Source organism: Halobellus ordinarius, assembly GCF_031823395.1.
Lineage (GTDB): Archaea > Halobacteriota > Halobacteria > Halobacteriales > Haloferacaceae > Haloquadratum > Haloquadratum ordinarius.
The window spans coordinates 167,192-192,784 of the sequence record NZ_JAVQKJ010000008.1 but is presented as its reverse complement, the minus strand read 5'-3'; the positions used below and the strand labels follow the sequence as shown (position 1 = coordinate 192,784).

General features: G+C 66.7%; 25 protein-coding genes. 8 read left to right on the top strand and 17 right to left on the bottom strand.

Features of this window, described 5'->3' with window-relative positions; genetic code table 11:
• Window positions 1-5: 5 nt before the first annotated feature.
• The 13 genes from RJT48_RS13445 to RJT48_RS13385 all read right to left on the bottom strand — a co-directional run bounded on the left by RJT48_RS13445 (window position 6) and on the right by RJT48_RS13385 (window position 13,198).
• Window positions 6-1,532 carry a complex I subunit 4 family protein gene (locus RJT48_RS13445; protein ID WP_311172834.1) on the bottom strand — a complete coding sequence of 509 codons (1,527 nt, stop codon included), beginning with the start codon at window positions 1,530-1,532 and terminating at the stop codon, window positions 6-8.
• On the bottom strand, window positions 1,529-3,550 hold the full coding sequence (nuoL, locus tag RJT48_RS13440) for an NADH-quinone oxidoreductase subunit L (protein ID WP_311172833.1): 2,022 nt from the start codon (window positions 3,548-3,550) through the stop codon (window positions 1,529-1,531). Before nuoL ends, RJT48_RS13445 begins: the two co-directional genes overlap by 4 nt.
• 1 nt (window position 3,551) lies before the next feature.
• Window positions 3,552-3,854: an NADH-quinone oxidoreductase subunit NuoK gene (nuoK, locus tag RJT48_RS13435; RefSeq protein WP_311172832.1), complete on the bottom strand. Its 303-nt coding sequence runs from the start codon at window positions 3,852-3,854 to the stop codon at window positions 3,552-3,554.
• Window positions 3,854-4,210, bottom strand: a complete 357-nt coding sequence (locus tag RJT48_RS13430; RefSeq protein WP_311172831.1) for a proton-conducting membrane transporter — start codon at window positions 4,208-4,210, stop codon at window positions 3,854-3,856. The genes nuoK and RJT48_RS13430 overlap by 1 nt, the downstream gene beginning before the upstream one ends.
• Window positions 4,207-4,467, bottom strand: a complete 261-nt coding sequence (locus RJT48_RS13425) for an NADH-quinone oxidoreductase subunit J (RefSeq protein WP_103992159.1) — start codon at window positions 4,465-4,467, stop codon at window positions 4,207-4,209. Before RJT48_RS13425 ends, RJT48_RS13430 begins: the two co-directional genes overlap by 4 nt.
• Before the next feature lie 106 nt (window positions 4,468-4,573).
• Window positions 4,574-5,035 (bottom strand): NuoI/complex I 23 kDa subunit family protein, encoded by a 462-nt coding sequence (locus RJT48_RS13420; protein ID WP_311172829.1) that lies wholly within the window; start codon window positions 5,033-5,035, stop codon window positions 4,574-4,576.
• A complete protein-coding gene (locus tag RJT48_RS13415) occupies window positions 5,032-6,090 on the bottom strand; it encodes a complex I subunit 1/NuoH family protein (RefSeq protein WP_311172827.1) in 1,059 nt (352 codons plus the stop codon). Before RJT48_RS13415 ends, RJT48_RS13420 begins: the two co-directional genes overlap by 4 nt.
• Window positions 6,090-7,760 (bottom strand): NADH-quinone oxidoreductase subunit D, encoded by a 1,671-nt coding sequence (locus RJT48_RS13410; RefSeq protein WP_311172826.1) that lies wholly within the window; start codon window positions 7,758-7,760, stop codon window positions 6,090-6,092. Before RJT48_RS13410 ends, RJT48_RS13415 begins: the two co-directional genes overlap by 1 nt.
• A gap of 82 nt (window positions 7,761-7,842) precedes the next feature.
• Window positions 7,843-8,553 carry an NADH-quinone oxidoreductase subunit B gene (locus RJT48_RS13405; protein ID WP_311172825.1) on the bottom strand — a complete coding sequence of 237 codons (711 nt, stop codon included), beginning with the start codon at window positions 8,551-8,553 and terminating at the stop codon, window positions 7,843-7,845.
• Entirely contained in the window at window positions 8,550-8,963 is a 414-nt protein-coding gene (locus tag RJT48_RS13400; protein ID WP_311172824.1) for an NADH-quinone oxidoreductase subunit A, read from the bottom strand. The genes RJT48_RS13405 and RJT48_RS13400 overlap by 4 nt, the downstream gene beginning before the upstream one ends.
• Window positions 8,964-9,135: 172 nt before the next feature.
• The gene (gene purE / locus RJT48_RS13395; RefSeq protein ID WP_311172823.1) at window positions 9,136-9,786 is read right to left on the bottom strand and encodes a 5-(carboxyamino)imidazole ribonucleotide mutase; all 651 of its coding nucleotides are present in this window, start codon (window positions 9,784-9,786) and stop codon (window positions 9,136-9,138) included.
• 140 nt (window positions 9,787-9,926) lie between these two features.
• Complete coding sequence (locus tag RJT48_RS13390; protein ID WP_311172822.1) at window positions 9,927-11,129, bottom strand: 5-(carboxyamino)imidazole ribonucleotide synthase; 1,203 nt, start codon at window positions 11,127-11,129, stop codon at window positions 9,927-9,929.
• Between the two features lie 122 nt (window positions 11,130-11,251).
• Window positions 11,252-13,198 (bottom strand): flippase activity-associated protein Agl23, encoded by a 1,947-nt coding sequence (locus RJT48_RS13385; RefSeq protein ID WP_311172820.1) that lies wholly within the window; start codon window positions 13,196-13,198, stop codon window positions 11,252-11,254.
• Between the two features lie 237 nt (window positions 13,199-13,435).
• Here RJT48_RS13385 and ribH point away from each other — a divergent pair, with 237 nt between their 5' ends.
• Both ribH and RJT48_RS13375 read left to right on the top strand, forming a co-directional pair.
• Window positions 13,436-13,840, top strand: a complete 405-nt coding sequence (gene ribH / locus RJT48_RS13380; RefSeq protein ID WP_311172819.1) for a 6,7-dimethyl-8-ribityllumazine synthase — start codon at window positions 13,436-13,438, stop codon at window positions 13,838-13,840.
• Window positions 13,837-15,084: a pyridoxal phosphate-dependent aminotransferase gene (locus RJT48_RS13375; RefSeq protein WP_311172818.1), complete on the top strand. Its 1,248-nt coding sequence runs from the start codon at window positions 13,837-13,839 to the stop codon at window positions 15,082-15,084. The genes ribH and RJT48_RS13375 overlap by 4 nt, the downstream gene beginning before the upstream one ends.
• Before the next feature lie 128 nt (window positions 15,085-15,212).
• Here the strand turns inward: RJT48_RS13375 and RJT48_RS13370 are convergent, their stop codons facing one another.
• Complete coding sequence (locus tag RJT48_RS13370; protein WP_311172817.1) at window positions 15,213-15,845, bottom strand: cyclase family protein; 633 nt, start codon at window positions 15,843-15,845, stop codon at window positions 15,213-15,215.
• Between the two features lie 153 nt (window positions 15,846-15,998).
• On the opposite strand from RJT48_RS13370, the gene RJT48_RS13365 reads away from it, so the two are divergent.
• A complete protein-coding gene (locus RJT48_RS13365; protein ID WP_311172816.1) occupies window positions 15,999-17,507 on the top strand; it encodes a sodium:solute symporter family transporter in 1,509 nt (502 codons plus the stop codon).
• Window positions 17,507-17,734, top strand: a complete 228-nt coding sequence (locus RJT48_RS13360) for a hypothetical protein (protein WP_311172815.1) — start codon at window positions 17,507-17,509, stop codon at window positions 17,732-17,734. The genes RJT48_RS13365 and RJT48_RS13360 overlap by 1 nt, the downstream gene beginning before the upstream one ends.
• Before the next feature lie 59 nt (window positions 17,735-17,793).
• Here the strand turns inward: RJT48_RS13360 and RJT48_RS13355 are convergent, their stop codons facing one another.
• Window positions 17,794-18,756, bottom strand: a complete 963-nt coding sequence (locus RJT48_RS13355) for an NrpR regulatory domain-containing protein (protein ID WP_311172814.1) — start codon at window positions 18,754-18,756, stop codon at window positions 17,794-17,796.
• Window positions 18,757-18,979: 223 nt separating this feature from the next.
• On the opposite strand from RJT48_RS13355, the gene RJT48_RS13350 reads away from it, so the two are divergent.
• From RJT48_RS13350 to rbcL, 4 genes are all read left to right on the top strand, one after another.
• Window positions 18,980-19,171, top strand: a complete 192-nt coding sequence (locus RJT48_RS13350) for a hypothetical protein (RefSeq protein ID WP_311172813.1) — start codon at window positions 18,980-18,982, stop codon at window positions 19,169-19,171.
• Window position 19,172: 1 nt separating this feature from the next.
• Window positions 19,173-20,189 (top strand): agmatinase family protein, encoded by a 1,017-nt coding sequence (locus RJT48_RS13345; protein ID WP_311172812.1) that lies wholly within the window; start codon window positions 19,173-19,175, stop codon window positions 20,187-20,189.
• 111 nt (window positions 20,190-20,300) lie between these two features.
• On the top strand, window positions 20,301-22,370 hold the full coding sequence (locus RJT48_RS13340; RefSeq protein WP_311172940.1) for a DEAD/DEAH box helicase: 2,070 nt from the start codon (window positions 20,301-20,303) through the stop codon (window positions 22,368-22,370).
• A 76-nt stretch (window positions 22,371-22,446) separates the two neighbouring features.
• Window positions 22,447-23,754: a type III ribulose-bisphosphate carboxylase gene (gene rbcL, locus RJT48_RS13335; RefSeq protein ID WP_311172811.1), complete on the top strand. Its 1,308-nt coding sequence runs from the start codon at window positions 22,447-22,449 to the stop codon at window positions 23,752-23,754.
• 102 nt (window positions 23,755-23,856) lie between these two features.
• On the opposite strand, the gene RJT48_RS13330 is transcribed toward rbcL, so the two are convergent.
• Both RJT48_RS13330 and RJT48_RS13325 read right to left on the bottom strand, forming a co-directional pair.
• A complete protein-coding gene (locus RJT48_RS13330; RefSeq protein ID WP_311172810.1) occupies window positions 23,857-24,471 on the bottom strand; it encodes a DUF2238 domain-containing protein in 615 nt (204 codons plus the stop codon).
• 90 nt (window positions 24,472-24,561) lie between these two features.
• Window positions 24,562-25,542 carry a ribose 1,5-bisphosphate isomerase gene (locus RJT48_RS13325; RefSeq protein WP_311172809.1) on the bottom strand — a complete coding sequence of 327 codons (981 nt, stop codon included), beginning with the start codon at window positions 25,540-25,542 and terminating at the stop codon, window positions 24,562-24,564.
• Between the last annotated feature and the right edge of the window lie 51 nt (window positions 25,543-25,593).

Below are 25,593 nucleotides of genomic sequence, written 5' to 3'. Positions count from 1 at the left end.
CATCATCAGATCCCACCTCCCGTGAGGATCGGATTAACGGCATCCTGGATCATCCCGAAGAAGAGGTCAGGCGCGACCCCCAGGACGATCGTGAGCAGGAGCAGTACCGCGAGCGGCGCGACGTCGTGGAACGGCGCCTTCGTAATCTCGTAGTCGTCCTCGAAGCTGAAGGGACCGAACAGGGTCCGCTGCATCGCAAAGAGCAGGTACCCCGCGACGATCACGATGCCGAACATCGCCACGGCGGTAAAGAGCGGCATCGCCGAGTGGACCGTCGAGGCGAACGAGCCCTTGAAGATGAAGAACTCGCCCGCGAAGCCGGCCATCAGCGGCAGGCCCATATAGCCGAACGCGCCGGCGACGAAGATGCCGGCGGTGACCGGCATCCGATCGGCGATCCCGGACATATCGCCCACCAGCCGCGTGTGGGTCGTGTTGTAGATGACGCCGACCGCCATGAACATCAGCCCCGAGATGAGGCCGTGGGCGATCATCTGGAACGTCGCGCCGCCGACCCCGTAGGTCGTGTACGCGACGAGGCCGAGGATGACGTAGCCCATCGACGACACGGAGGAGTACGCGACGATGCGCTTGAGATCCTCCTGTGCGAGCGCGAGCAAGGCGCCGTAGATAACGCTGATCACCGCGATGCCCGCGATCGGGACCACGAGCGCCGTGGCCACGTCGGGCATCATCGTGAAGTTGAACCGCAGCAGGGCGTACGTCCCCATCTTCAGGAGGACGCCCGCCAGCATCACCGACACCGGCGTCGGTGCCTCGACGTGGGCGTCCGGCAGCCACGTGTGCAGCGGCGCGACGGGCACCTTCACCGCGAAGCCGAGGAAGATCGCCACGAAGGCGACCGTCTTCAGCGTCGCGGCGTCAAGTCCCGCGAAGCCGCCGAGTTCGCCCGCCCGCAACGCCTGGGCGATCTCCGGCAGCCGCATCGACGACACCGAGTCGCCGAGGCCGAAGACGAGTGCGATGAACCCGATGAACATCACGAGCGACGCGATGTTCGTGTACACGAAGAACTTGATCGCGGCGTAGCGGCGGTTCGGGCCGCCCCAGACGCCGATGAGGAAGTACATCGGGACGAGGACGGCCTCCCAGAAGATGAACCACGCGAAGAAATCCAGCGCCGCGAAGACGCCGAGCAGGTTCGCCTCCATGAACAGCATCAGCCCGTAGAACTGCGACTGCCGGTCGTCGATCGGCGTCCACGCGCTGACGATCGCAAGCGTCGACAGAATCGTCGTCAGCACGATCAGCGGAAGGCTGATCCCGTCGACGCCGACGAACCAGTGTAAGTCGAGGCTGCCCAGCGTCAGCCAGACGAAATCCGTCTCGAACGCGATCGATCCGCCGAGTAAGGCGTTGCCGCTCGCGTCGTACTGTGCCCACATCCAGAGGCTCCCGAGGATCGGGAGCGCGCTGAGTGCCGCCGCGAGTCGGCCGGCGTATTCGTCGGGGGCGACGAACACGACCAGCGCGGCGAGGAACGTGACTGCGATGAGCGCTTCGATGATCATACGAACCAACCTCCGAGGATACCGAAGGCGAGAAGCAGGGCCGTCAGCCCGAGCGTCAGGAGCACCGCGTAGTTGCTCACGACGCCGGTCTGGATCCGGCGGACCCGCCCGCCGGCGAACAGGCTGACGCCCGAGACGCCGTTGACGACGCCGTCGACGACGCCGCCGTCGAACGTGTTGGCGGCGCGGGCGATCGGCCGCGTGACGCCGTTCGCGAGCCAGACCTGGTACTCGTCCTGGTAGTAGTTGTTGAACAGGAGTGTCTTGATGCGACCGAGCCGGTCGGTGTGGCGGATCGGCTCGGGGACGTTATACAGCAGGTACGCGACGCCGGAGCCCGCCAGCGCGAGCCCGAGCGAGACTGCGCCTGGAAGCAGCGGGCTCAGTTCGACGCCCGCAGCACCGTAGCCGGCGAAGTCGTGCAGCAGCGTGCTGTAGTGCTCTGTCGTCAGCCCGGCGAAGCCGTGTTCGAGCCACGAGTGCAGGAACTCGATGTGCAGCCCCGTTACCTCCGCAACGGGGACCATATTCACGAGTCCGGCCGTCGCGGCCAGGACGCCGAGGACGACGAGCGGGCCCTTGACGTTCCAGTGCACGCCGTGAGGATCTTCGGCCGTCCGCGTCCGCGGCTTGCCGTGGAACGTCAGGAACACCATCCGGAAGGTGTAGAAGCCGGTGAAGAAGACGGCGAGGAGGCCCATCGCGTAGGCGCCGAGCAGGATCGGGTTGCCGTCGAGGCCGTGCAGCAGCGTCTCGTAGAGCACCTCGTCCTTCGACCAGAAGCCGGCGAAGGGGAAGATGCCCGCGAGCGCGAGCGACCCCGAGAGGAACGTGTAGTAGGTCACGGGCATCTTGTCCTTCAGGCCGCCCATGTCCCACATATTCTCGTTGTGGTGCATCGCGATGATGACCGATCCGGCACCCAGGAACAGGAGCGCCTTGAAGAACGCGTGGGTCATCAGGTGGAACGTCGCGGCGACGTAGCCGCCGCCGCCCAGCGCGAGCATCATATAGCCGTACTGGGAGATCGTCGAGTACGCGAGCACCTGCTTGAGCTCCCGTTTGACGACGCCCATCGTCGCCGCGAAGAGCGCGGTGAAGCCACCGATGAACGCGATGATCGCAAGCGCGTTCGGCGACAGCGCGTAGAAGCCGTACATCCGCGCGACCAGGTAGACGCCGGCCGCGACCATCGTCGCCGCGTGGATGAGCGCCGAGACCGGCGTCGGGCCTTCCATCGCGTCGGGCAGCCACGTGTGCAGCGGGAACTGCGCGGACTTGCCGATCACGCCGCCCAGGATCAGGAGGCCGACGATCGTGAACCACGTCTCCGGCGCGAAGCCGAACGTCGAGACCGACGCCGCCTCGCCGCGGAGCGCGGCCTCGGCGAGCGCGGGGAACGACTCCGACCCCGAGAACGCCGCCGTGCCGAACGTCGCGAAGACGGCGACGACGCCGACGAGGAAGAAGTAGTCTCCGAAGCGGGTGACGAGGAACGCTTTCTTCGCCGCGCTCGGCGGGCCCGGCTCCCGGAAGTGGAAGCCGATCAGCAGGTACGAACAGAGCCCGACGAGCTCGAAGAACATGAAGGCCATAAGCAGGTTGTCCGCGACGACGAAGCCGAGCATCGACGCCGTGAACAGCCCGAGACCGGCGTAGTAGCGCGGCAGGCCGGTCTCGCCCTCGTCGTTCATATAGCCGAGACTGAACACGTGGACGAGGAAGGCGATGAGCGTCACGATGAGTAACATCATCGCCGACAGCGGATCGATCAGGACGCCGAACGTCAGATCGACCGCCTCTAAGCCCTCGGCCCACGTGTAGATGGTCGCCTGGTACGTCTGTCCCCCAGCGACAGTCAGGACCGTCGCGGCCGACAGCAAAAGCGAGCCTGCCGTCGCGGCGATCCCGGCGTACGCGCCGCCCTTCGGGAGGCGGTCGCCCGCCGCGAGCGCGACGAGGAACGAGACGAACGGCAACAGTACGATCGCGGGTGCGAAATCGAGTATTCCTGCCATCTTACCACCTCATCGTCGTCGCTTCGGTGACGTCGACGCCGTCGAAGTTGCGATACAGCACCAGGATGATCCCGATCCCGATCGCGACTTCGGCGGCGGCAAGCGCCATCGTGAACAGCGCGAACGTCTGCCCCGTGACGTTCCCCCAGACGAAGGAAAAGGCCACGAGGTTGATGTTCGCGGCGTTCAACATCAGTTCGACCGACATCAGGAACAAAAGCGCGTTTCGGCGGGTCAGGATGCCGAACAGCCCGATACAGAAGATCGCCGCCGACAGGAGCAGATAGTACTGCGGCGGGACCATCACTCCTCACCCCCGAAGAGCGTGCGCTTGAGTTCTCGACCGCCGTCGGCCAGGAGTTCTCGACCGCCGTCCTCACCCTCACGGGTCGCGAGGTGGACGGCCCCGTCGAGGGCGACGTCCAGCGTCACCGCGATGAGGATGAACGCGACGAGGAAGCTCTCGCCCGCGACGTCGCCCAACTCGAGGTTGAACATCGCGTAGCCGATACTGGCCGTGATGTTCGCGCCCTCGGCGAACCCCTGCGGTGCGGGGAACGACGCCGAGAGGAACGTCGCGGCCATCACCACGAACAGCGCGGTGGCCGCGAGACCGGGCACGAGATGCGATCCGAGGTTCAGCTCCGGTTTCGTTGTCATGTGCTACTCACCTCCGGTTGTGTCCGCGTCAGCATCACGGCGAACGTGATGAGAATCAGAACCCCGCCGACGTAGACGAGGATCTGCATGGCGGCGAGAAACTCCGCCTGCAACATCACGTAATGCACCGCGACGCTCAAGAGCGCGCCCCCGAGCAGGAGTGCGGAGTGCCAGACGTCCCGCACGAGGACGACGCCCAGGCTGCAGCCCACGGTCACGAGGGCAAACAGCGCGAACGCGATGGTTTCATAAACCATTGTATGTGTCTCCTTGAGGTATCCCTTTGAAGATTTCGAGAAGTCCCCGAGCAGACGACCGGCCGAACGGGCGTCCGGCGGCGGTCCCCCTCACGGACATCTCACCTCACTGGTAATCTACTTCGCCCTCTCCCTCGCCGATCCACGCGTCGCGGTCCGGTTCCCGGGAGTTGAGCGGGTCGATGTCCTTGTACCACGGGACGTTCTTCAACTGTTCTTTGTTGTACACGAAGTCGTCCTTCGTGTCGGCGACGAACTCGAAGTTCTGCGTCAGCAGGATGGCGTCGACGGGGCAGACCTCCTCACACAGCCGGCAGTAGATGCACTGCCCGATGTGGAGGTTGTACTGCTCGCCGTTGCGCTGGTCGTCCTGGACGATCTGGATCGTGTCGTTCGGACAGACGTTCTCGCACTGACGACACCAGATGCAGCGCTCCTGACTGAACTTGTGCACCCCGCGGAACCGGGGGCTGACTTCGGGTGCGACGTCCGGATACTCCACCGTGAACGTCTCCCCGTCCAGTGCGTGTTTCATCGTCGTCGCCATCGATTTGAGTACGCCGATCATGCTATCACTCCCACGATTACGGCCGTGAGCACCAGGTTCGCGAAGGAGAGCACGAGCATCCCCTTCCAGCCGACGTCGAGGAACTGGTCGACGCGGAGCCGCGGCACCGCAGAGCGCGCCCACTGGGTGAACAGGTAGAACGCCCAGATCTTGATCGTGAACCAGACGAAGCCCGGCAGGACCGGCCCGGCCGGGCCGCCGAGGAACAGCGTCGCCGCGAGCGCGCCGCCGAGGAAGATGTGGATGAACTCCCCGAGGTAGATTAAAACGAAGTACACCGAGGAGTACTCGGTCTGGTATCCGGCGACGATCTCGGTCGGTGCCTCGGGCACGTCGAAGGGGTTGCGACCGACCTCCGCGAGGTTCGCAACCACGAACAGCGCAAAGGCGAAGGGGTTGACGAACGCGAACCACTGCGGGATCGCAACGCCGGCGACCGTCAAGAGCGGCTCGGTCTGCTGGGCGACGATCTCGCTCATCTGCAGGGAGCCGGTGAAGATGATCACCGACGCGCCCGTGACGACGAGCGGGATCTCGTAGGCGATGTTCGAGGCGATCGCCCGGAGGCCGCCGAGCAGCGAGTACTTGTTGTTCGAGGCGTAGCCCATCATCACCAGACCGAGCGAGGCGATCGACGACGCGGCGAACGCGAAGACGAGCCCCGTCTCGGGATCGGCCAGATGGATGCCGCTACCCATCGGGATGACCGCGAAGCCGAGCAGCGCCGAAAACGGCACCAGAAGCGGGCCGAGGTCGTACGCCGGCCGGTCGACGCCCTCGGGGATCACGAGTTCCTTCGAGAGCAGGCGGACGGCGTCGGCGACGATCACGAGCAGGCCGAACGGCCCGACCCGGTTGACCGCGATCCGGTCGGTAAACGACGCGGTGATCTTCCGTTTGGCCCACGGGCCGGCGACGGCCGTCTGGACCAAGAGGAGGTTGGCGATGATGAACGCGCCGATCAGCCCGCCGACGATCTGGCCGACCGTCCCGGAGAGTCCGAGCAGGCCGGCGATCCGCTCCGGCAGGAGCACCTGTGACTGCAGCGGCCCCATCAGCGATCCACCTCGCCGAGGACGATGTCGAGGCTGCCGAGCGACGCGACCATATCAGGGATATACTCCCCGGCGGACATCTCCGGCAGCGTCTGCAGGTTCGAGAAACACGGGCTGCGGATCTTGAACCGCCCCGGTTTCTCGGTGCCGTCCGCGCGGATGTAGATGCCGAGTTCGCCCTTCGCGGCCTCGACGGCCCGGTAGATCTCTTTGTCGTCGTCCGGGCGCAGCGTCCGCGGGACGTTCGACTGGATCGTCCGCTCGTCTTCGGGCCAGTCTTCGAGCAGGTCGACACACTGCTCGATGATCTTCGCGGACTCCTCGACCTCCCGGAGGCGGACGAGCAGGCGGCTGAAGTTGTCGCAGCCGTCTTCGGTGACGACGTCCCACTCCAGTTCGTCGTAGTAGCCGTAGGGGTCGTCGCGGCGCAGGTCGTAGTCGATGCCAGAACCGCGGGCGACCGGCCCTGTCGCGCCGTAGGACTTCGCGACTTCCGGCGGGAGCACGCCCGTGTCGATCGTCCGGGCCTGCAGGATCTCGTTTCCGGTGATGAGGTCGTGGTACTCCTCTAAGGCCTCCGGGAGGTCCTCCAGGAAGTCCCGGATCATCTCGAAGAAGTCCTCGCGGGGTTCGGGTAGATCCCACACGACGCCGCCCAGCCGGAAGTAGTTGAACATCATCCGCTGGCCGGTGAGCTCTTCGAGGACGTTCTGGACCTTCTCGCGGTCCCGCATCGCGTACATAAAGATCGCGGTGAAGTCGCCGTAGACGTCGAGGGCGAACGTGCCGACCGCGAGCATGTGCGAGGCGATCCGACAGAACTCCGCGCCCAGCGTCCGGATGATCTGGGCGTACTCGGGGACGTCGATGTCGTTGAGATCCTCCGCCGCGCGGGCGTAGGCCCACTCGTTGAGGAGCCCCGACGAGGCGTAGTCCCACCGGTCGGGGTACGGCATAATCTGGTGCCGGTAGGTCTTGGTCTGGCACATCTGCTCCTCACAGCGGTGGAGGTAGCCGATGTCGGGGTCGACGTCCGCGACCTGCTCGCCGTCGAGCACCGTCTTGACGTGGAGGACGCCGTGCGTGGCGGGGTGGTGCGGCCCGATGTTGATATACATCGTGTCGCCCTCCTCCTCGCGGTGATCGTCGGCGAGGGGGTTCTCCCACTCTTTGAGCGTGACGATCTGCGGACGATCCTGATCGTAGTTCTGCGAGAGCGGGTGGCCCTGCCAGGTGTCCGGTAGGAGAATCCGGCGCAGGTCCGGGTGCTCGTCGTAGTCGATGCCGATGAGATCGTACGCTTCCCGCTCGTGCCAGTCGGCCGTCCGGAAGACCGGTTCGGCGGACTCGCTGACCGGTTCGTCCTTCGTCGTCGGGACGACGACGCTGACCTCTCGCTGTCGGTCGTCGAAGCTCGTGAGATGGTAGATCGACTCGTAGCGGTCCTCACGCTCCTCGGCGGTGACAGACGAGAGGTGGTCGAAGCCGGCCTCGTCGCGCAGGCGACGGAGCGTCTCCTGGACCGTATCGGGGCGGATCACGAAGCCCGGCGCGTTGACGTGTTCCTCGCGGTCGACGACGAGATCGCCCAGCAGTTCTTCGATCTCGTCGCCCGTCGTCGGAAGGACCTCGACGGCGCCCTCGTCGGGTGTCGGTTCCTCCAAACTCACGCGAGACACCTCCGGTGTCGAGCGTTAGCAGATAAGTCGCAGCCCGCGCAGCCGTCTGGCGAGCAGGAACGTCTTAGCGTGCTCATGGCGAATCAGCCCAGTTGTACCGCATCACCAGATCCTCCTCGTCGATCTGGTCGGCCAGTTGCTCGACGATCTCGTCCTGTTCGAGGTCGTCGAACTGTTCGAGTTCGTACGGCTTGACCGTCACCGGGCTGGACTCGCCCTCGGCGATGCGCTGCTGCAGTTTCGCGACGCCGTAGATGAGCGCCTCGGGGCGCGGGGGACAGCCCGGGACGTGGATGTCCACGGGGATGACCTCCTCGGCGCCCTTGATGACGTTGTACCCCTCCTGGAAGGGGCCGCCCGAGATCGTACACGAACCCATCCCGACGACGAACTTCGGCTCGGGCATCTGGTCGTAGACCCGCTTCATCCGCGGGGCGAACTTCGAGACGATCGTGCCCGGGACGATGATGACGTCCGCCTGTCGCGGCGACGCGCGGGGGACCCCGGCCGCGAAGCGGTCGAGATCGTGTTTCACCGAGTAGGTGTGCATCATCTCGATGCTGCAGCAGGCGATCCCGAACTGCAGCATAAACATCGACGAGCCGCGGACCCAGTTCATGAACTGGTCGAACTTCGTGAGGATGAACGGCGAGGAGCCGAACGCCTCCCGAAGCTTCGAGTTGAACCGGTTGTCCGCGCCGCCGCCCGTCATCCGGGCGTCGCGCGTCTCGGTCTGTACCTGTGTGTCGTCCGTAACGAATGGTCTGTCCTGTTGGCTGCTCATGCGTTTCTCTCCGTCTTTCGGCGGTTCGCCAGCGGGCTTTTGACCCACTTGACTGCGCCGTTGCGCCACGCCCAGACCAGTCCGACGACGAGCACGCCGACGAATACGAGCATCGGCAGCAACACCGTCGAGAGGGCGACACCCTGGTCTAATGCGGGCCGGTAGATGACGGCCCACGGGAAGATGAGAACGGTTTCGACGTCGAACACGACGAACAGCAGCGCGACCATGTAGTACTGGATGTTGAACTGGACGCGCGCCGTGCCGGTCGGTACCTCACCGCTCTCGTAGGTGGCGCGTTTACCTTGTTCGGGTACCGACGGGCGGAGTATCGCCGAGACGGCCATCATCCCCAGCGGGATTCCGACGGCGACGAGCCCGAGGGCCCCGATTGCGATCCATTCACTCATTCCGTAGTCTCCCTGACGTTCGAGTGGTTAGAAGCGCCCCCCCATAAGCGTTGATTTATACACCGGGGTCCGCTCGCGATGCAGGCGGCGGTGTCGGGCCGTCGCTACCCGGTTCAGTGACATTTGCCGCCTCGAATGGCGAAATTCTACACGGTTGTGAATCCGTCGGCGGCTACTCCTCGTTCCGCCGCTCGCGGTAGGCGTCGACGCCGAGGTCGTGGAGGTCCCGGGAGTCGCGGGCGACCCCGCCGACGAGTGAGTCGTGGTACTCGACCAGCCGCTCCCGTATTTCCTCGTGCTCGCGCGCGAGGATCTGCGCGGCCGACAGCGCGGCGTTGAACGATTTGCCGGCGTCGACGGCCACGATCGGCGCGCCGGTCGGCATCCCGATGACCGAGTCGACCGATTTCTCCTGGACGGGCACGCCGATCACCGGCACGGGGTAGGCGATCGACGCGGTCATATTCGGCAGGTCGGCGGATTTCCCGCCGGCGCCCGCGATCACGACGTCGAGGCCGCGCGCGGCCGCCGTCTCGCCGTAGGCGTACATCAGCTCCGGGGTCCGGTGCGCGGAGACGACGTACGTCTCGTACGTGAAGCGCGCGTCGGGCGACGCGGAGAAGTCGGTCTGCTCCGCGAAGCCGAGGCGATCGAGGGCCTCGTGGGCGCCGGCCATCACGTCGAGGTCGGAGTCCGACCCCATAATGATCCCCACGTCGGGCGTCGTCGCCGGGTCGGCGTCGGCGTCGGCCTCCGCGTGCAGCCGGTCGATCAGATCCTGTACCGTCACGTCTGCGTCGCCGTCGGGCGTGTACTCTGTCATTGCTGGGTCCTGTGTGGATTCACTCTCGGACGGTGTTGTTATGTTCGGTTCGCAGCGGGAGTTCCCTCAGGGTTCACTCGCGCGGGAGCATCACCCATCCACAAATAAACAAGGCGGAAGCCCGCGAGTTCAGTCCTGGATTACTGACTCGAACGTGAGCGCCCGCCTGACTCGAACGTGAGCGCCCGCCTGATATCTCTCGCGTTCGCGAGAAGGTCGTCGATCCCGTCGCGCTCGGCTGCCCCCGCCTCCGCCGTCCCGTCACCGGTGACTGTCACGTGTCCCATCTTCCGCAGCGGTCGGACCTCGTCTTTGCCGTACCAGTGCAGGGAGGCATCGCCATCTTCGAAAACGGCGTCGACGTTCCCGAGGCGGGCCGGGCGCGGTTCCTCGACAGTACCGAGGACGTTCGACATCACCGTCGGACACCGCAGGCGAGTCGACCCGAGCGGCCACCCGAGCACGGCGCGGACGTGCTGTTCGAACTGTGACGTGCGCGCGCCCTCGATCGTCCAGTGTCCTGAGTTGTGTGGTCGGGGGGCAATCTCGTTGACGAGGATCTCCCCGTCGGTCGTCTCGAACAGTTCGATCCCGAACACGCCGCGGCCCGAGAGCGTCGACAGCACGTCGCGGGCAACCGTCTCGGCGCGTTCGAGCACGTCGTCACTCGTCCGCGCTGGGAGGATCGTCTCCCGGAGGATCTCCTCCTCGTGGACGTTCTCGCCCGCGGGGAAGGTCCGCACCTCGCCGTCACCCTGGATAGCGATCACGGACAGCTCCCGCGCGAAGTCGACGAACGTCTCGGCCATCGCCGGGCCGCCGACCGCGTCCATCGCCGCCTCTGCGTTGTCGGGGTCCGAAACCGGCACGTTCCCGCGGCCGTCGTAGCCGCCGGTCCGGGCCTTCAGCATCACCGCATCGAACTCTTCGAGCGCCGCGCGGAGATCGTCGGCGTCGTCGACCTGCCGGAACGGCGGAACGGGGACGCCCGCCTCCCGCAGCGTGCGCTTCTGGATCAGTTTGTCCTCGATCGTCTCCAGCGTCGACGGCGCGGGGTTGACCGAGAGGCCGTACTCCGTGGCGACCCGGTCCAGCAGGTCCGCGTCCGCGAGTTCGATCTCGAAGGTCAGGGCGTCGACGCGCTCGGCGAGTTCGCGGAACGCCTCGGGGTCGTCGAACTCGCCGACGATCTGCTCGCGGGCGACCGGCGAGGCGGGGCAGTCCGGAGTCGGATCGAGGACGACGACCTCGACGCCGAGCGGCGCGGCCGCCTCGGCGAGCATCCGACCGAGCTGTCCGCCGCCGACGACGCCGAGCGTTGGTCCGGGTACGGTGACGGGCACGAGCGACGGTACCGCAGGATATCGAATAAACCTTGCCGAACGATGCGGAACTCACAGCGGAGTCGACGCGAGGAGTCTGATTGTCGTCTTGGCGTGTGAGACCCACCAGCTACTCCGGGGCATCACTCCGGGGCGTCGGCGTCCGCTCCGCCGACCCGCTCCGGAGCGACCCGCTGCAGCCGCTCGTCGTCGATGAAGACCACGACGTCGTCGTTCCAGAGCCGGAACTTGTGCTCGAAGGCGGTGTAGCCTGTCAGTTCCGCGGCGACCTCGCTCCGGTCGTAGCCCTTCGCGATCACGACCGGCGGCGGATCCGAAAGCGCCTCCGTCTTCGTCGCGTCGGGCGGCGAACTGGTGACCTCGGCGCCGTACCGTTCCAGATACCACGGCAGCGGGAGGCGATCGTGCCACGCGGGGCCGCCCGGCGGCGCGGTCCGCAGCGACGACTCGTTGCGGACGTAGAACACCTCGCCGTCGCTCCCGGGCGGCCGTGAGCCGACGAACAGCACGTCCGGGCCGTCGTCGTTGTCGGCAGCGACCTCGCCGACGATCTGCACCGTCGGCTTCAGGGAATTTTCGGGTTGGGCCCACTGCAGTACCTGCTTGTCCGCCTCGTCCGCCGAATTGAAGTACGCGGCGTTGGCCGCGGCCGCCCCGCTCAGAGCCGCGAGCACCACGAGCGCCGCGAGGCCGACGCTCACTGCATCGCGCGCGGCCAGCGACTCGCGGCCGGAGTCGATCACGAACGCGAGGCCGACGGCGGCCGGAATCGCCAGCGGAACCACGACGTGGACTGCGGCCCAGGGCGCCTGGATGTCGGTCGCGATCGGATACCCGAAGAGCGACGCGACCGCCCAGTAGGTCGCGAAGGTGACGAACTCCCGCGGCCCCGTCCCGCGGACGCCGTATCGGTCGATGACGACGCCGAGGAGGCCGAACGCGATGAGTGCGGGCGCGCCGTAGACGAGCGTTTCAGCCAGGTCCTGCAGGAACGGCAGGTACGGGTGGTCCTGATGGCCCCCGTCGCCCCAGGTGTCGAAGAACTTCTCTGCTGCGCCGACTGTGCCGGCGTCGACGACCTGGGGAATCTGTCCGGGCGCAGTGAAGGCCTGCCACAGGTCCGGACGCGGGGCATAAAAGAAGAGCACGACACCGAGAAACAGCGCGAGTGCTCCCACCGCCGTGCCGAGGACGCGCCCGAGTGAGGAGCGGGAAGTATCGCCGTGGGCGAGCAAGCGGTCGACGACGGCCGTCCACCAGCCACCGACGACAGCGCCCGCGGATTCCCCGCGGGCCCGCGCAGCGAGCAACCGATGGTCGGCGAGCAGCGCGCCCGCGCCGAGGAAACAGAGGACGTAGAGGATCGCGTTCTCCTTCGTCGTAAAGGAGAGACCGAGCGAGGCGGCCGCCGGGAACGCATACCGGAGCCGTCCGGTGTCGAACCCGCGGACGACGAAGCCGAGCGCGAACACCGCGAAGGCCGCCACGAGAACGTCGTTGCGCATAAACCGGGAGTAGTAGACGGCGAGCGGATTCAGCGCGAGAAGCGCCGCGAGCGCGACGACTTCGGTCCGGCGGAGGCGCTCGCGGAAGAGCCACGCCGCGAGCGGGAGCAGGCCGCCGACGACCGCCACGGGAAGCCGCGCAGCGAAGTCTGAGACCGGCATCAGGGCGAACAGCCAGTCGTTGACGATGGGGAGGAACGGCCCGTGGACGATCGGTCGGTAGGAGTGAACCCCGGTTTCGTGGTACCGGAGGATCCAGTAGCCGACGCGGCCCTCGTCCCAGTGGAAGATCCGGCCGCCGAGTGCGAAAAGCCGGAGCGCGAGCGCGACGACTGTGGCGACGCCGACACCGAGAAGCACATACCGGTCTGCAGAGAGCGATCGCCACCACGGGGCGTCGCGTCCGGGCGGGTCGGTATCGGTGTATTCGTCGTTACCGACGTCTTTGTCGGGAGCAGCCGGGTTCTCCGGCGCCGGGACTGGCTCGTCGGTCGGATCGTCGCCGTCGTGACTGTCGGTGGAGGGCATCTCGGAGGTGTCGGACGGGCCCTCGTCAGGGCTCATTACAACCCTCTGATCAACCACGCCATTACAACTCTTGTGTTTGCGAATCCGACTATTTGAGTTTCCCCGCTCGAATCGCGGTTTTCAGGCGAGAGATCCGAGCAGGGGCGAGCACGTGCCGGTTTCCCTTTGATACTGAGTACTCTCACTGGCTATCGCCGAGCGTCGTCAACGGGCGGCGCTCGGCGGGAAGCGACGAAAGCAATCATTATGAGACCGCCGGGCGAGCGCCGGAGTATGGTAACTCTCGGACTGGTGGTGGCCGAGTTCAACGCGTCGGTCACCGAGCGAATGGCGACAGCCGCCAGGGAAGCGGCCGAAGAACGGGACGCGGCGGTCGGTGCTGAACTGTCGGTCCCCGGCGTGTACGACTCGCCGCTGGCGGCCGATCGACTCGCGCGACGGGACGACATCGACGCGGTGGCCGTCGTGGGCGCCGTCATCACCGGGGACACCGACCACGACCGGGTCATCGCGGACGCGACCGCGCAGTCGCTGACGGAGATCAGCCTCGATCGCGACGTGCCGGTCACCTTCGGCGTCTCCGGCCCCGGCCAGAGCGGGGCCGAGGCGCGGGAGCGGATCGAGAAAGGTGCGGAAGCGGTAAACGCCGCGGTCGATATGGTGGAGACGTTGGCATGAGTTTCGACTTCGCAGCCCGCGTCGAACGGGTGGAACCGAGCGCGACGCTGGCAATCAGCAACAAGGCGAGCGAACTGGAAGCGGAGGGCGTCGACGTCGTCGACCTCTCGGTCGGGGAGCCGGACTTCCCGACGCCGGAGAACATCGTCGCGGCCGGCCAGGAAGCGATGGACGCCGGACACACGGGCTACACGTCCTCGAACGGCATCCCGGAACTCCGGGAATCGATCGCGGCGAAGCTCCGAGATGACGGCCTCGACGCAACGAGCGAGGAGGTCATCGTCACGCCCGGCGGCAAACAGGCGCTGTTCGAGACGTTCCAGACCCTGATCGACGGCGTTGACGAGCAGGGCTCGTCAGCCCGCGGGACGTCGTCCCGCGCTGGCGACGAAGTCGTCCTGCTCGATCCCGCGTGGGTCTCCTACGAGGCGATGGCGAAGCTCTCGGGGGGATCGCTGAACCGCGTCGATCTGGCGCCGTACGACTTCCAGCTGGAACCGGCGCTCGACGACCTCGCGGCGGCGGTTTCCGACGACACGAAGCTTCTGGTCGTCAACTCGCCGTCGAATCCGACGGGCGCGGTCTACTCGGACGCGGCGCTGGAGGGTGTCCGCGACCTCGCGGTCGAACACGACATCACCGTTATCTCCGACGAGATCTATCAGCAGATCACCTACGGCGTCGAGCCGACGAGTCTCGGCAGCCTGGAGGGGATGAGCGACCGCACGATCACGATCAACGGCTTCTCGAAGGCGTACTCGATGACCGGCTGGCGGCTCGGCTACCTCCACGCTCCCGAGTCGCTGATCTCTCAGGCGGCGAAACTGCACTCGCATTCGGTGTCCTGCGCCGTGAACTTCGTCCAGCACGCCGGCCTCGAAGCCTTGGAGAACACCGACGAGGCGGTCGTGGAGATGCGCGACGCGTTCCGCGAGCGCCGCGATATGCTCGCGGAGCTCTTCGCGGAGCACGGCGTCGACGTCCCGGTCGGCGACGGCGCGTTCTACATGATGCTGCCCGTCGCGGACGACAGCGAGGCGCGGAGCGCCTCGGAAAGTGCGAGCGGCGACGAGCCGCGAGCAGACGACCAGGAGTGGTGCGCCGGCGCCATCGAGGACGCCCACGTCGCCACCGTCCCTGGCTCGGCGTTCGGCTCGCCCGGCTACGCGCGGATCTCCTACGCCGCGAGCGAGGAACGACTCCGGGAAGCGGTCGATCGGCTGGCGGAACACGACTACATCTGAGAAGCGCGATCAGGTCGAACCCTCTGTTCGCACTTTTTGCGGCGCAAAACGAGTGAGAGAAGCGATCTCTATTGTCTGAGAGTGCCCAATCGAATGGAGATTCCAAGGTGGCATACTAGTTCCGGGATTCAGACGACGCCGACCGCGCGGATCGGGGCACCGTCGCCGCCGAGGGCCAGCGGATACGCCCGCAACTCGAAGCGGTCTGTGACTGCGTCGAGTCCAGTCAGATTCTCGATTATCAGACAGTCCGCATCGAGCAGCGTCTGATGGGCCGGGAGCCCGTCCGGTTCGTCGGCGGACGCTGCCTCGGTCGGCGTCGGATCCGGATTCAGCGTATCGGACGCGACAGCGAGCCCGCGCTCGACACAGACCGCTGCGGCCGCAGGTGACAGATACGGGTGATCGAGGTATCGATCGGTTCCCCAGTGATCGTCCCACCCGGTCCACAGGACCAGACAGTCGGCCTCCTCGTCGGGGACTCGCTCCGGTGGGACGGGCTCACGCGGGCCGAGATCGCGGCAGTCAACCCGGACTGCGTCGAAGACGAACTGATCGATATCGTACGCTTCGAGGATCTTTCCGTCCGGAAGCACGTGCGCGGGCGCGTCGATGTGAGTGCCGGTGTGGCTGCCGAGTTCGACCGCCGACACGCGGTACCCGTCGGCCTCGTGGGAGGCGTAGTCGCGGACCGTCACGTCAGGGTCGCCTGGGTAGGTTTGCATTCCCGTCTCGATCGGATGGGTCAGATCGGTAGCCATCGTAGCGGGGTTCGTGCCGCGGGTACGTAAGCCATGTCACTCACTTCCACAATATTTATATACCTGGTTAAACTTTGCATCTTTTGATATGGTAATGTATTACCACCATCGGCGGCGGACGGACGGCCAGCGCGCAGCGCGAGGTGACGGAGCGTGGTAACACAGCTCACGGGCGGTGCCCTGCTGGCGGCGTGGGGGATCGCGATGATCGCCTTGAGTTACTACATCTACCAGCGGCAGTCAGTCACCGACACCGAGGAGTTCATCACCGCTGGGGGGCGCGCACAGCTCGGATTGACGACAGCCTCTTTTGCGGTCACCTGGATGTGGGCCGGGGACATCCTCGGGGTTCCCCAGTACGTCGGGATCACCGGCGTCGCGGGGATCTGGATGTACGCCGCGCCCGCGGTCCTGTCGTCGTTCGTTGTCATTCCCTTCGCCCTGCGGATGCGGAAACTGTTCCCGCAGGGGCTGACGTACAGCGAGTACTTCATCGAGCGATTCGGGAAGTGGGCGCACCTCGCGGTGATCCTGGTCATCCTCTACACGATGGTGCTCGGCGGGGTGATCCAGCTGTTCGTCGGGGGAAGCGTCATCGGCGGTCTGACCGGCATCGATCCCAACATCGTGATGGCGATCCTGATGGGCGTCATCGGGATCTACATCCTGCTCGGCGGGCTGTGGGGCTCGATGACGACCGACTTCGTCCAGTTCGTCAGCGCACTCGTGTTGACGCTTGTCTTTGTGCCACTCCTCCTGGTGGAGGCTGGCGGTCCGGGACAGGTGTACGAGGGGATGGTGACGAACCTCGGCGAGCAGTCGGCGCAGTTCCTCTCGATGGCGAACTTCAACGCCATCGAGGGGCTGTTCCTCCCCTACGCGCTCGGTTTGGGCGTCTGGGGCGTGGTCTCGCTGGCGACGTGGCAGCGAGTGTTCGCGGTCCGCCGGGACAAGACCTCCCGGTTCCTCACTATCGGCGGGATCGGCGTGTTCACCACGATAGCGATGTACTCCGTCATCGGCTTCGTCGGGCTCGCGGCGTTCACCGACGTGGCCCCGGGCAACCTCTCGATCGAAGCGCTCGGGCTCCTGCCCGACTGGGCAGCGATCATCTTCCTGCTCGTTGCGCTCATGGTGCTCGGGTCGTCGGTCGACTCGTATCTGACCGCGATCGCGAGTCTCACCTCGCGTGACATCTACTACCGCCACCTCAACACGGATGCCTCCGACGACCAGCAACTCAGAGTCGCTCGCGGTGCCTCGATCGGCTTTGCGGCCGTCATCTTCGCGGCGACGGTGTTCGCGCTCGGCTCGGTCAGCTTCGTCCAGTTGCTCTTGATCGGCGGCATCGGCGCGTCGGCGCTGGTCGGTCCCTTCGCACTGTCGCTGTTCTGGACGAAGGCCTCCCAGACGGGCTTTGTCACCGGTGTGATCGTCTCCCAGCTCGTGACGGCGTTCCTGCTTGCAGCCAGTTACGACGTCGTCGTCACCAGCCCGACGCTCAAGCTCTGGGAGATCATGGCCGTCGGCCACCTCGTCTCGACGGGGCTCACCCTGCTCATCAGTGCGGCATCACCGGACGACTTCCGTTTCGAGTCTATCGCACAGGAGGGGTCGGCCGTCGTCACCGACGGCGGCGTCGACGGAGGTGACGACCAATGATGAGCAAAGGCCTCTTCACTGGGATGATCGTGCTGTTTTGGGCCGCGGAGGCGCTCTTCGGTACGCTCGTCCTCTACTGGTTCGTCACCCAGGGCTTCGACAGCGACAAGGATACCGCCAGAGACGGGCCGGTCGAACTGGAGGACAGATCGGTGACCCTGCGCTCGTTGGGGATGTGGGCCGCGTTCTTCGCGGCGATCATCCTCGGGATCGTCGTCGGCGCCTGAACGCAGGAGAGTTTGCCTCGCCGCCCCGATCGTCTCGTTTCCCCTTTCTGCTGTGGTGATCACAACCGCTCGCGGAGAGCGGGCGCTGCCTCGAACGCGCTCCGGGGTCGCAGGCCGTCGAGGGAGTCCCACTCCGAGAGCAGGCCGTGTTCGTGCAGCAGCGCGAACGCCATCTCGCCGACGCCGCCGTAGGTGCAGGAAGCGAACTCCCAGCCCTGCGTTCCGGCCGGGACCTGCCCGGATTCGCGGGGACGGCGGAACGACAACACCCCACCGATCCGGTCGCGCGTCGCCGTCGAGAGGTCCTGCGCCTCGTCGAAGCGAGTAAGCGGGAACTCCCGGCTGTCGACGATCAAGACGCCCTCGCAGTCGTGCAGGATTCCGTCCACGTCGGTGCGATCGGCCTGGACGAGCAACCGCACCACGTCCATCGTCGATCCCTCGCCGCTGATGGCGTCGATGTAGCGGGTGATCTCCCCGTCGTACTCCACGAGTCCCGCGGTCACGAGCCGTGCATTGATGCCGCGGGAGAGCAACACGCCGTCGATCGTGATGCTCGACGGAACCGCGAGCTTGACGGTGCGACCGCGTTCGACGACCGAGACGGGGACCGGGCCCACTTCGGATTCGTGAAGCGCAGTCAGCAGGTCGAAGGCCTCATCGACGCGCGCTGCCGGCACGCGGCCGGCGCCGGCGACGACTTCTCCCCCGTCCTCCGCGGGATCGTACGTCACCTCGCTGGTCAGCGTGGCGATGCGCTCGCGGATCTGTTCGAGCCGCCCGCTGACGTCTCCCCGTTTCAGTTCCCGTCGGCCCTGGGGCGTCAACCGTCGTCCCTTCCCGGAGACCTTCTCCGTCAGGTTCTGGTCGTCGAGCTCCGAGAGCAAAAGCCGAATCGTCCGGTCTTTGATCGAGTAGCCCCGCTGTTGCATCAGATCGACGAGCCGGATGCTCCCGATCGGTTCGTTCTCGTCGATGAGACGGAGCAGATCGTATCGCCGCCGTTCGCCCCCTGATGCCATCGGTTACTCCGATACAGGGGAGGCCCGATTAAAAACCCTCGACACTGCTCGCCGGAGCGGAAACGGATTACCGTATAAGATGTCTTTCAGCTATAACGATCGGCTGACTGCTGGATCCGTATACAGGCGACAGTAATCCCTGTAGCGGGGATTTCTCACCTCAAGATTTTTGAACAGGTCGGCACAAGGCACCGGTAACGGTGGAAAACGAGTTCCAGATACAATGTCACGACAAGCAGACTCATCACAACTGGCCGGACGGTACATTCGCAAGCAGGGACGCAGTATCGGCGGGTTCCACAGGACCGTGCTGCGGTTCCAGCCGCCGCTGACCATCCCCCGCGACCAACTCGAGTGCGGCGTCGAGAGCTGCCGGACAACGATCGAAGCCAGCCGGGACGAAGCGAGTACCTGAGATGAAAGACGAAACACAGGGAAGTCGGGCTACGGCCTTTCGCGATTCGACCCCCGGAAGCGCCGTCGAACTGCCGTACGCCGGCTTCGAGACGTTCCTAAAGCGGGACATCGCGGACGTCGAGGACGTCGCCGGCGCCGACGTGGCCGTCCTCGGGGCACCCTACGACGGAGCGGTCAGCAATCAGCCGGGCACGCGCTACGGTCCCCGTGCGCTCCGCCGTGCCAGCGGGTGGCTGGCGTACCTCTCGGGCTACAAGGGCGGGTTGACGAACATCCGGACCGGCCACCAGGTCGATTTCGGCGCCCTCGAGCTGGTCGACTGCGGCGACGTCCCCGTCTTCCCGATGGATCGGGAGACGACCGCCGACTCCATCGCCGCACACGTCGCCACCGTCGCCGCGCAGGACGTGATGCCGGTCCTCCTCGGCGGCGATCACTACTGCACGTTCCCGGCGTTCAGGGGGTTCGCGGAGGGAAGCGGCCACGACACCGTCGGCTTGGTCCAGATCGACGCCCACACCGACACGGTCGCCGAGAGCGCGCTCCACGGCGAACACTTCCACGGCTCCTCGACGCACCACATCGCCGAGTCGCCGCACACCGACTACGAGCACGTCTCGCAGGTCGGCATCCGCGGCTACGAGTCCCCGGACTTCTTCGAGTTCGCCGACGACAGCGGGCTCTCGCTCTTCACGATCCGCGACGTCGAGGACCGCGGGATCGACGCGGTCGTCGAGGACGCGATCGATGCGGCCGCCGCCGACACCGACGCGGTCTACGTCACGTTCGACATCGACTCGGTGGAGCCGTCGGTCGCGCCGGGCACCGGGACGCCCGAACCGGGCGGGCTGAGCGCCTCCCAGGCGCTTTCGGTGATGGAGACGCTCGGCACGCACGACGCTGTCGGTGCCGCCGATCTGATGGAGGTCGCCCCCACGCTCGATCCGACGGACAACACCTCGCGGCTCGGTGCGTACCTGCTGACGACGCTGCTCGAACAGCAGTTCGCTCGGTAGGACGCGAGTCGTCGCCACACCATCCACAGCGCAGACGACTACCCGGACCGCGTACTTCCCGACCCCGAAGGTGCCGCGAGTTTTTATGTGATGACGGTCCCACCCACGGATGTGCACGTTCGGGACCTCCCCGTCTCCGCCGCCGTCCGCGAACACTACCGCGCCTCGGGCATCGAAGGACTGTATCCGCCGCAGGCCGCGGCCGTCGACGCGGGCGTCACAGCGGGGGCAAACGTCGTCGCCGCCATCCCGACGGCGTCGGGGAAGACGTTGATCGCGGAACTGGCGATGCTGACGGCCGAGGGCCCCGCCCTCTACGTCGTCCCGCTTCGCGCGCTCGCACGGGAGAAGTACGAGTCCTTCGCTGAACTCCCCGGTGTGAGCGTCGGCATCTCCACGGGCGATTTCGACTCGCCCGCGGAGGAACTCGGCGACGAGGACATCGTCGTCGCGACGGCCGAGAAAGTCGACTCCGCGATCCGGAACGGCGCCTCGTGGGTGGAAGACCTCGCCTGCGTCGTCGTCGACGAGGTCCACCTGCTGGGCCGGGAGCGCCGTGGTCCGACGCTCGAAGTCACCCTGGCGACGCTGCAGCGGCGCGCGCCCGGGGTGCAGATCGTCGCGCTCTCGGCGACGGTCGAGAACCCCGAGGACGTCGCCGCGTGGCTCGACGCCGAACTCGTCGAGTCGACGTGGCGGCCGGTCGACCTCCGGACCGGCGTCTACGACGGCGACGGCGTCCGCTTCGACGATGGGTCGACGCTCGGTGTCGACGTTGGCCCCGTGGGACCAAACGAGGAGATGGACACCGAAGTCACGGCGGCGCTCGTCGCCGACGCCGTCGACGACGGCGGGCAGTCGCTGGCGTTCGTCCGGTCGCGTCGCGAGGCGGAGTCGCTGGCGGCCCGCCTCGCCGAGGAGGACCTCGCTGGCGGGGAGAGGACGGAAAGCGACCGATCGAAAGACGCCCGCGACGCCCTTGCGGACGCGGTCCGCGCGGTCGACGGCACGTCGACGGCCCATCGGCTGGCCGACGCCGCCGAGGCCGGTGTCGCGTTCCACCACGCCGGCCTCGGGAGCGATCACCGCGCGCTCGTCGAATCCGCGTTCCGCGAGCGCAACCTGGCGGTGATCTGTGCAACCCCGACGCTGGCGGCGGGCGTCAACGTCCCCGCGCGCCGCGTGGTCGTCCGGGACCTCGAACGCTACACCGGCGAGGAGATGGCGGAACTCCCGGTCCTCGAAGTCCACCAGATGTGCGGCCGGGCCGGACGGCCCCACCTCGACCCCTACGGCGAGGCGATTCTCGTGGGCGACGAGCGTACCGCCGATGACCTCCGGGAGCGGTACGTCGAAGCCGGCCCGGAGGCCGTCGAATCCCAACTGACAGCCCGGGAGGCGCTCCGGACGCACGTCCTCTCGGTCGTCGCCTCGGGCTTTGCGGACTCGAAAGCGGGCGTCCTCGAGCTGCTCGATGCGACGTTCTTCGCCCACCAGTCGCCCGACGTCGACCTCTCGGGGCTGCTCGACGACGTCGCGGCCGAACTGGCGTCGATGGAACTGCTCGACGTCGACGACAGAGACGGCGGAGAGGGGGACGTCGACGAGAGACACGGCCGTGAGGGGGATGTCGACGAGAGGCACGGCGGCGAGGATAGTGACGGGCTCACCGCCACCGACCTCGGCGGGACGGTCTCCCGGCAGTACGTCCGGCCGGAGACGGGTGCGGCACTCGCGGCCGGAGCGCGAACGATCGAGTCGATGACCGAGGAGACCGTCACTGCGCTCACGGCGCTGGGTGTCGTCTGTGCGACCCCGGATATGCGCGGGACGTACCTCGGGAACCGCGAACGCGCCGAGGTCTACCGGTTCGCCTCGCAGCACGCCGCCGAGTTCACGACCGCTCCTGACGAGGCCGAGGACTTCGAGGCGTGGCTCCGTGCGGTCAAACTCGCCCGCCTGCTCGTGGAGTGGAGCGAGGGCGCGACGATCGAGACGCTCGTCGACCGCTACCGCGTCGGCCCCGGCGACGTCGAATCGCACGTCGAGCGCGCGCGGTGGCTCCTCGGCGCGGGCGACGCCGTCGCGCGGACGCTCGGTGTCGACGTCGAGGTCTTCGGGACGGTCCGAGAGCAGCTCCCTGCGGCACCGGGAGGGGACGGGGAGCCGCCACGTCGATGAGTCGGGGTCCGACAGGCGGTCGCTCTCTGGACCCGGCGGCGGATTTTATACCCGCTGGCCGCGAGTTCGAATGGAGATGACTGGAATCACATACGAGGACTTCATCGATCTCTCGTACGAGCCCGCGGCATCGGATCTCGTCTGCACGTTCCGGATCGTGCCCGCCGAGGGGATGGACGTCGAGGCGGCAGCCTCCCGGGTCGCCTCCGAATCCTCGAACGGGACGTGGGCGGCGCTGCCGACCGGTGAGGGGTTCACCGATATGGGAGCGACGGCCTTCGACATAGAGGCCGGAGGCGACGGGACCGGCAGGGACATCACCGCCGCGGACCCCCGTGCGGCCGCCGATACTACCGAGATCAGGGTCGCGTACCCCGAGGGCCTGTTCGAACCGGGCAGTATGCCCCAGATCCTCTCGTGTATCGCGGGCAACATCATGGGGATGAAAGCCGTCGACACCATCAGGCTGGTCGACTGCGAGTGGCCCGAGGGGCTCGCAACGTCGTTCCCGGGACCGCAGTTCGGGTCGGCGGTCCGGGCGGAGATCTTCGACGTCGAGGATCGGCCGATCCTCGCGACGGTGCCGAAGCCGAAGGTCGGCCTCTCGACCGACCGGCACGCGGAAGTCGGCTACGAGGCGTGGTCCGGCGGGGTGGATCTGCTCAAGGACGACGAGAACCTCACCGATCAGGCCTTTAACCCCTTCCAGGATCGCCTGATCGAGAGCCTCGCCCAGCGGGACCGCGCCGCCGAGGAGACCGGCGAGCCGAAGTCGTATCTCATCAACGTGACTGCAGGCACGAACGAGATGCTCGAACGCGTCGATCAGGTCGCCGCCGAGGGCTGTGAGTACGTGATGGTCGACGTGATCACGACCGGCTGGGCGGCCGTCCAAACGGTCCGCGAGCGCTGTGCGGAACTCGGACTGGCGATCCACGCTCACCGCGCGATGCACGCCGCGTTCGACCGCCTGCCGAACCACGGCGTCTCGATGCGCGTCCTCGCACAGATCGCCCGACTCGTCGGCGTCGACCAGCTCCACACCGGGACGGTCGGCCTCGGGAAACTCGCAAACGAGGACACCGTCGGTATCAACGCGTGGCTTCGCAAGGAACTCTATGGCCTCCGGGACGTCCTCCCGGTCGCCTCCGGCGGCCTCCACCCGGGCCTCCTTCCCGACCTCCTCGACGCGACCGGGACGAACGTCTGCGTCCAGGCTGGCGGCGGGATCCACGGCCACCCCGGCGGCACCCACGCAGGGGCGAAAGCGCTCCGGGCGGCCGCAGACGCCTACGCGGCGGGAGTCTCACTCGACGCGAAGGCCGAAGAGAGCCCGGCGTTGCAAACGGCGATCGCGGAGTGGGGGACGGAGACGCCGCGGTAGAGGACGGAGACACCGCGGTAGAGGGCGGAGACGCCGCGGTAGAGGACGGAGACACCGCGGTAGAGGGACGCCACGAGAGGAGGGACGCCATCGGTACGAGCCTCAGTCCGAGTCGGTAACCGATTCTGGGTCGGGGTCGCCGACTGCCTCGGCCGCGTCGGCTCGGACCCGACTCCGATAAACCGCTGTGGCGGCCGCGAAAACGGCCGCTCCGGCGGTGTTGACGACGAGATCGATGATCGTGTCGACGACGTAGAATTCGAGCGACCAGTGGTGCCAGAAGGTCTTGAAGAGGAACTCGTAGACCTCGAAGCCCGCGCCGATCGCGAGCACGGCAGCGACGAGCCAGAACGGGGCGCGGAGCGTCTGCCTGCGGAAGGTAAACCCGAGCAGCGCCGCGACGCCGAGGCCGCCCATCGCGTGTGTGAGCAGATCCCACCACGGGAGCACGGTGTAGACGTTGTAGATTACCCCTCCGAAGTGGAGCCCGGTGACGAGCACTGACCAGAGCGCGATCGCGGCCCACGCGGCGGTCAGGTGGTCGCCGCGCGGGAGTTCACGACGGAGCCGTGTAGCCAACCGCGTCGGCCACGAGCGGAGGGGACGGTGCGTCGGATACCCGGCCGTCCGGGTCGTCGCCCACGTCGCGAGGAGCGTGAGGAGGAGGGAGCCGACCCCGACGACCAGTTTCGGGGAGAGATGCGGGGGCGTCGCCATCGCCCTGCAGTCGCCGACCTGTGGGTAAAACTCTTCTGTGGCCCGGCAGGCTACACGGTGGGACCGCCGTCCTCCCCTTTCGGCGTGCGGTCAGGATTCCTGCCAGGGCTCGTCCGTTCCTTCCCCGAACAGATCCCGCATCAGCGTGACGATGCTCTCCGGCGGGAACTGGCCGCGTTCGGTGACGATCGCGTCGACGTATCGCGGCGGCGTCACGTCGAAAGCCGGATTCAGGACCGTCAGGTCACCAATCTCTGCTGCGGTCGCCTCGTCGACGACTTCAGTTTCGTCGCGCATCTCGATGTCGACGATGTGGCCGGTGAGCGTGTCGGGGTGGAGTTTGATCGTCTGGGCCGCACAGACGATCGGAACCCCGCGATCGCGGGCGTTGACCGCGAGCCCGCTCGTGCCGATCTTGTTGATGACCGACCCGTCGGCGGCGATGCTGTCGGCGCCGACGAGGACGTGATCGGTGTCGTCGAGATACCGTCTGGCGGCCGAGTCGACGATAAGGGTGACGTCGACGCCCATCTCGGAGAGCGCTTCGGCGGTGATGTGACCCTGGTTCCGCGGTCGGGTCTCCTTGACGAACGCCGACAGCGACTTCCCCTGTTCGACGGCGGTCTCGACGCAGGCGAGGACGTCCGTCGAGTGACAGTGCGTCATCACCGTGTCGCCGTCGCGGAGGCGGTGTGCCCCGACGCGACCCAGATCGTTCTGTGCGGTGTCGAGTCGGTCGCAGAACTCCGAGACGCTCGCGCGGACGCTCGCCCGGAGCTGGCCGATCGTGTCGCCGTCGACGTCCTGGAGGACATATCGGAGCGCATTCGGGAGGCTCACCGCTGTCGGGCGGGTGTCGTAGAGGACGCGGGCGGCCGCGCGCAGTTCCGCCCGGAATTCTGCGGGCGTCTCGGCTGCGCTGGATTCGGCCTGTGTCCCGAGTGCGCGCGCGGCAGCGTCGGCGATCGTCGCCGCGCCCCGAATCTCCATTGTGCCGATGTCCTCGGCGACGCGGTGGACGTCCTCCACTACCCGATCCGCCGGATCGCCGTCGATGCCGTGGTCGGCCATACCGGTCGTTCGAGGCGCTGACCAATAAGAACGGGTGTCGGTGGGGTTAGT

Excerpts from the sequence above, each read along its gene's own strand:
- RJT48_RS13445 (WP_311172834.1), bottom strand. The coding sequence starts at position 1,532 with ATGATCATCGAAGCGCTCATCGCAGTCACGTTCCTCGCCGCGCTGGTC.
- nuoL (WP_311172833.1), bottom strand. The coding sequence starts at position 3,550 with ATGGCAGGAATACTCGATTTCGCACCCGCGATCGTACTGTTGCCGTTC.
- nuoK (WP_311172832.1), bottom strand. The coding sequence starts at position 3,854 with ATGGTCCCGCCGCAGTACTATCTGCTCCTGTCGGCGGCGATCTTCTGT.
- RJT48_RS13430 (WP_311172831.1), bottom strand. The coding sequence starts at position 4,210 with ATGACAACGAAACCGGAGCTGAACCTCGGATCGCATCTCGTGCCCGGT.
- RJT48_RS13425 (WP_103992159.1), bottom strand. The coding sequence starts at position 4,467 with ATGGTTTATGAAACCATCGCGTTCGCGCTGTTTGCCCTCGTGACCGTG.
- RJT48_RS13420 (WP_311172829.1), bottom strand. The coding sequence starts at position 5,035 with ATGATCGGCGTACTCAAATCGATGGCGACGACGATGAAACACGCACTG.
- RJT48_RS13415 (WP_311172827.1), bottom strand. The coding sequence starts at position 6,090 with ATGGGGCCGCTGCAGTCACAGGTGCTCCTGCCGGAGCGGATCGCCGGC.
- RJT48_RS13405 (WP_311172825.1), bottom strand. The coding sequence starts at position 8,553 with ATGAGCAGCCAACAGGACAGACCATTCGTTACGGACGACACACAGGTA.
- RJT48_RS13400 (WP_311172824.1), bottom strand. The coding sequence starts at position 8,963 with ATGAGTGAATGGATCGCAATCGGGGCCCTCGGGCTCGTCGCCGTCGGA.
- purE (WP_311172823.1), bottom strand. The coding sequence starts at position 9,786 with ATGACAGAGTACACGCCCGACGGCGACGCAGACGTGACGGTACAGGAT.
- RJT48_RS13385 (WP_311172820.1), bottom strand. The coding sequence starts at position 13,198 with ATGAGCCCTGACGAGGGCCCGTCCGACACCTCCGAGATGCCCTCCACC.
- ribH (WP_311172819.1), top strand. The coding sequence starts at position 13,436 with ATGGTAACTCTCGGACTGGTGGTGGCCGAGTTCAACGCGTCGGTCACC.
- RJT48_RS13375 (WP_311172818.1), top strand. The coding sequence starts at position 13,837 with ATGAGTTTCGACTTCGCAGCCCGCGTCGAACGGGTGGAACCGAGCGCG.
- RJT48_RS13370 (WP_311172817.1), bottom strand. The coding sequence starts at position 15,845 with ATGGCTACCGATCTGACCCATCCGATCGAGACGGGAATGCAAACCTAC.
- RJT48_RS13360 (WP_311172815.1), top strand. The coding sequence starts at position 17,507 with ATGAGCAAAGGCCTCTTCACTGGGATGATCGTGCTGTTTTGGGCCGCG.
- RJT48_RS13355 (WP_311172814.1), bottom strand. The coding sequence starts at position 18,756 with ATGGCATCAGGGGGCGAACGGCGGCGATACGATCTGCTCCGTCTCATC.
- RJT48_RS13350 (WP_311172813.1), top strand. The coding sequence starts at position 18,980 with ATGTCACGACAAGCAGACTCATCACAACTGGCCGGACGGTACATTCGC.
- RJT48_RS13345 (WP_311172812.1), top strand. The coding sequence starts at position 19,173 with ATGAAAGACGAAACACAGGGAAGTCGGGCTACGGCCTTTCGCGATTCG.
- rbcL (WP_311172811.1), top strand. The coding sequence starts at position 22,447 with ATGACTGGAATCACATACGAGGACTTCATCGATCTCTCGTACGAGCCC.
- RJT48_RS13330 (WP_311172810.1), bottom strand. The coding sequence starts at position 24,471 with ATGGCGACGCCCCCGCATCTCTCCCCGAAACTGGTCGTCGGGGTCGGC.
- RJT48_RS13325 (WP_311172809.1), bottom strand. The coding sequence starts at position 25,542 with ATGGCCGACCACGGCATCGACGGCGATCCGGCGGATCGGGTAGTGGAG.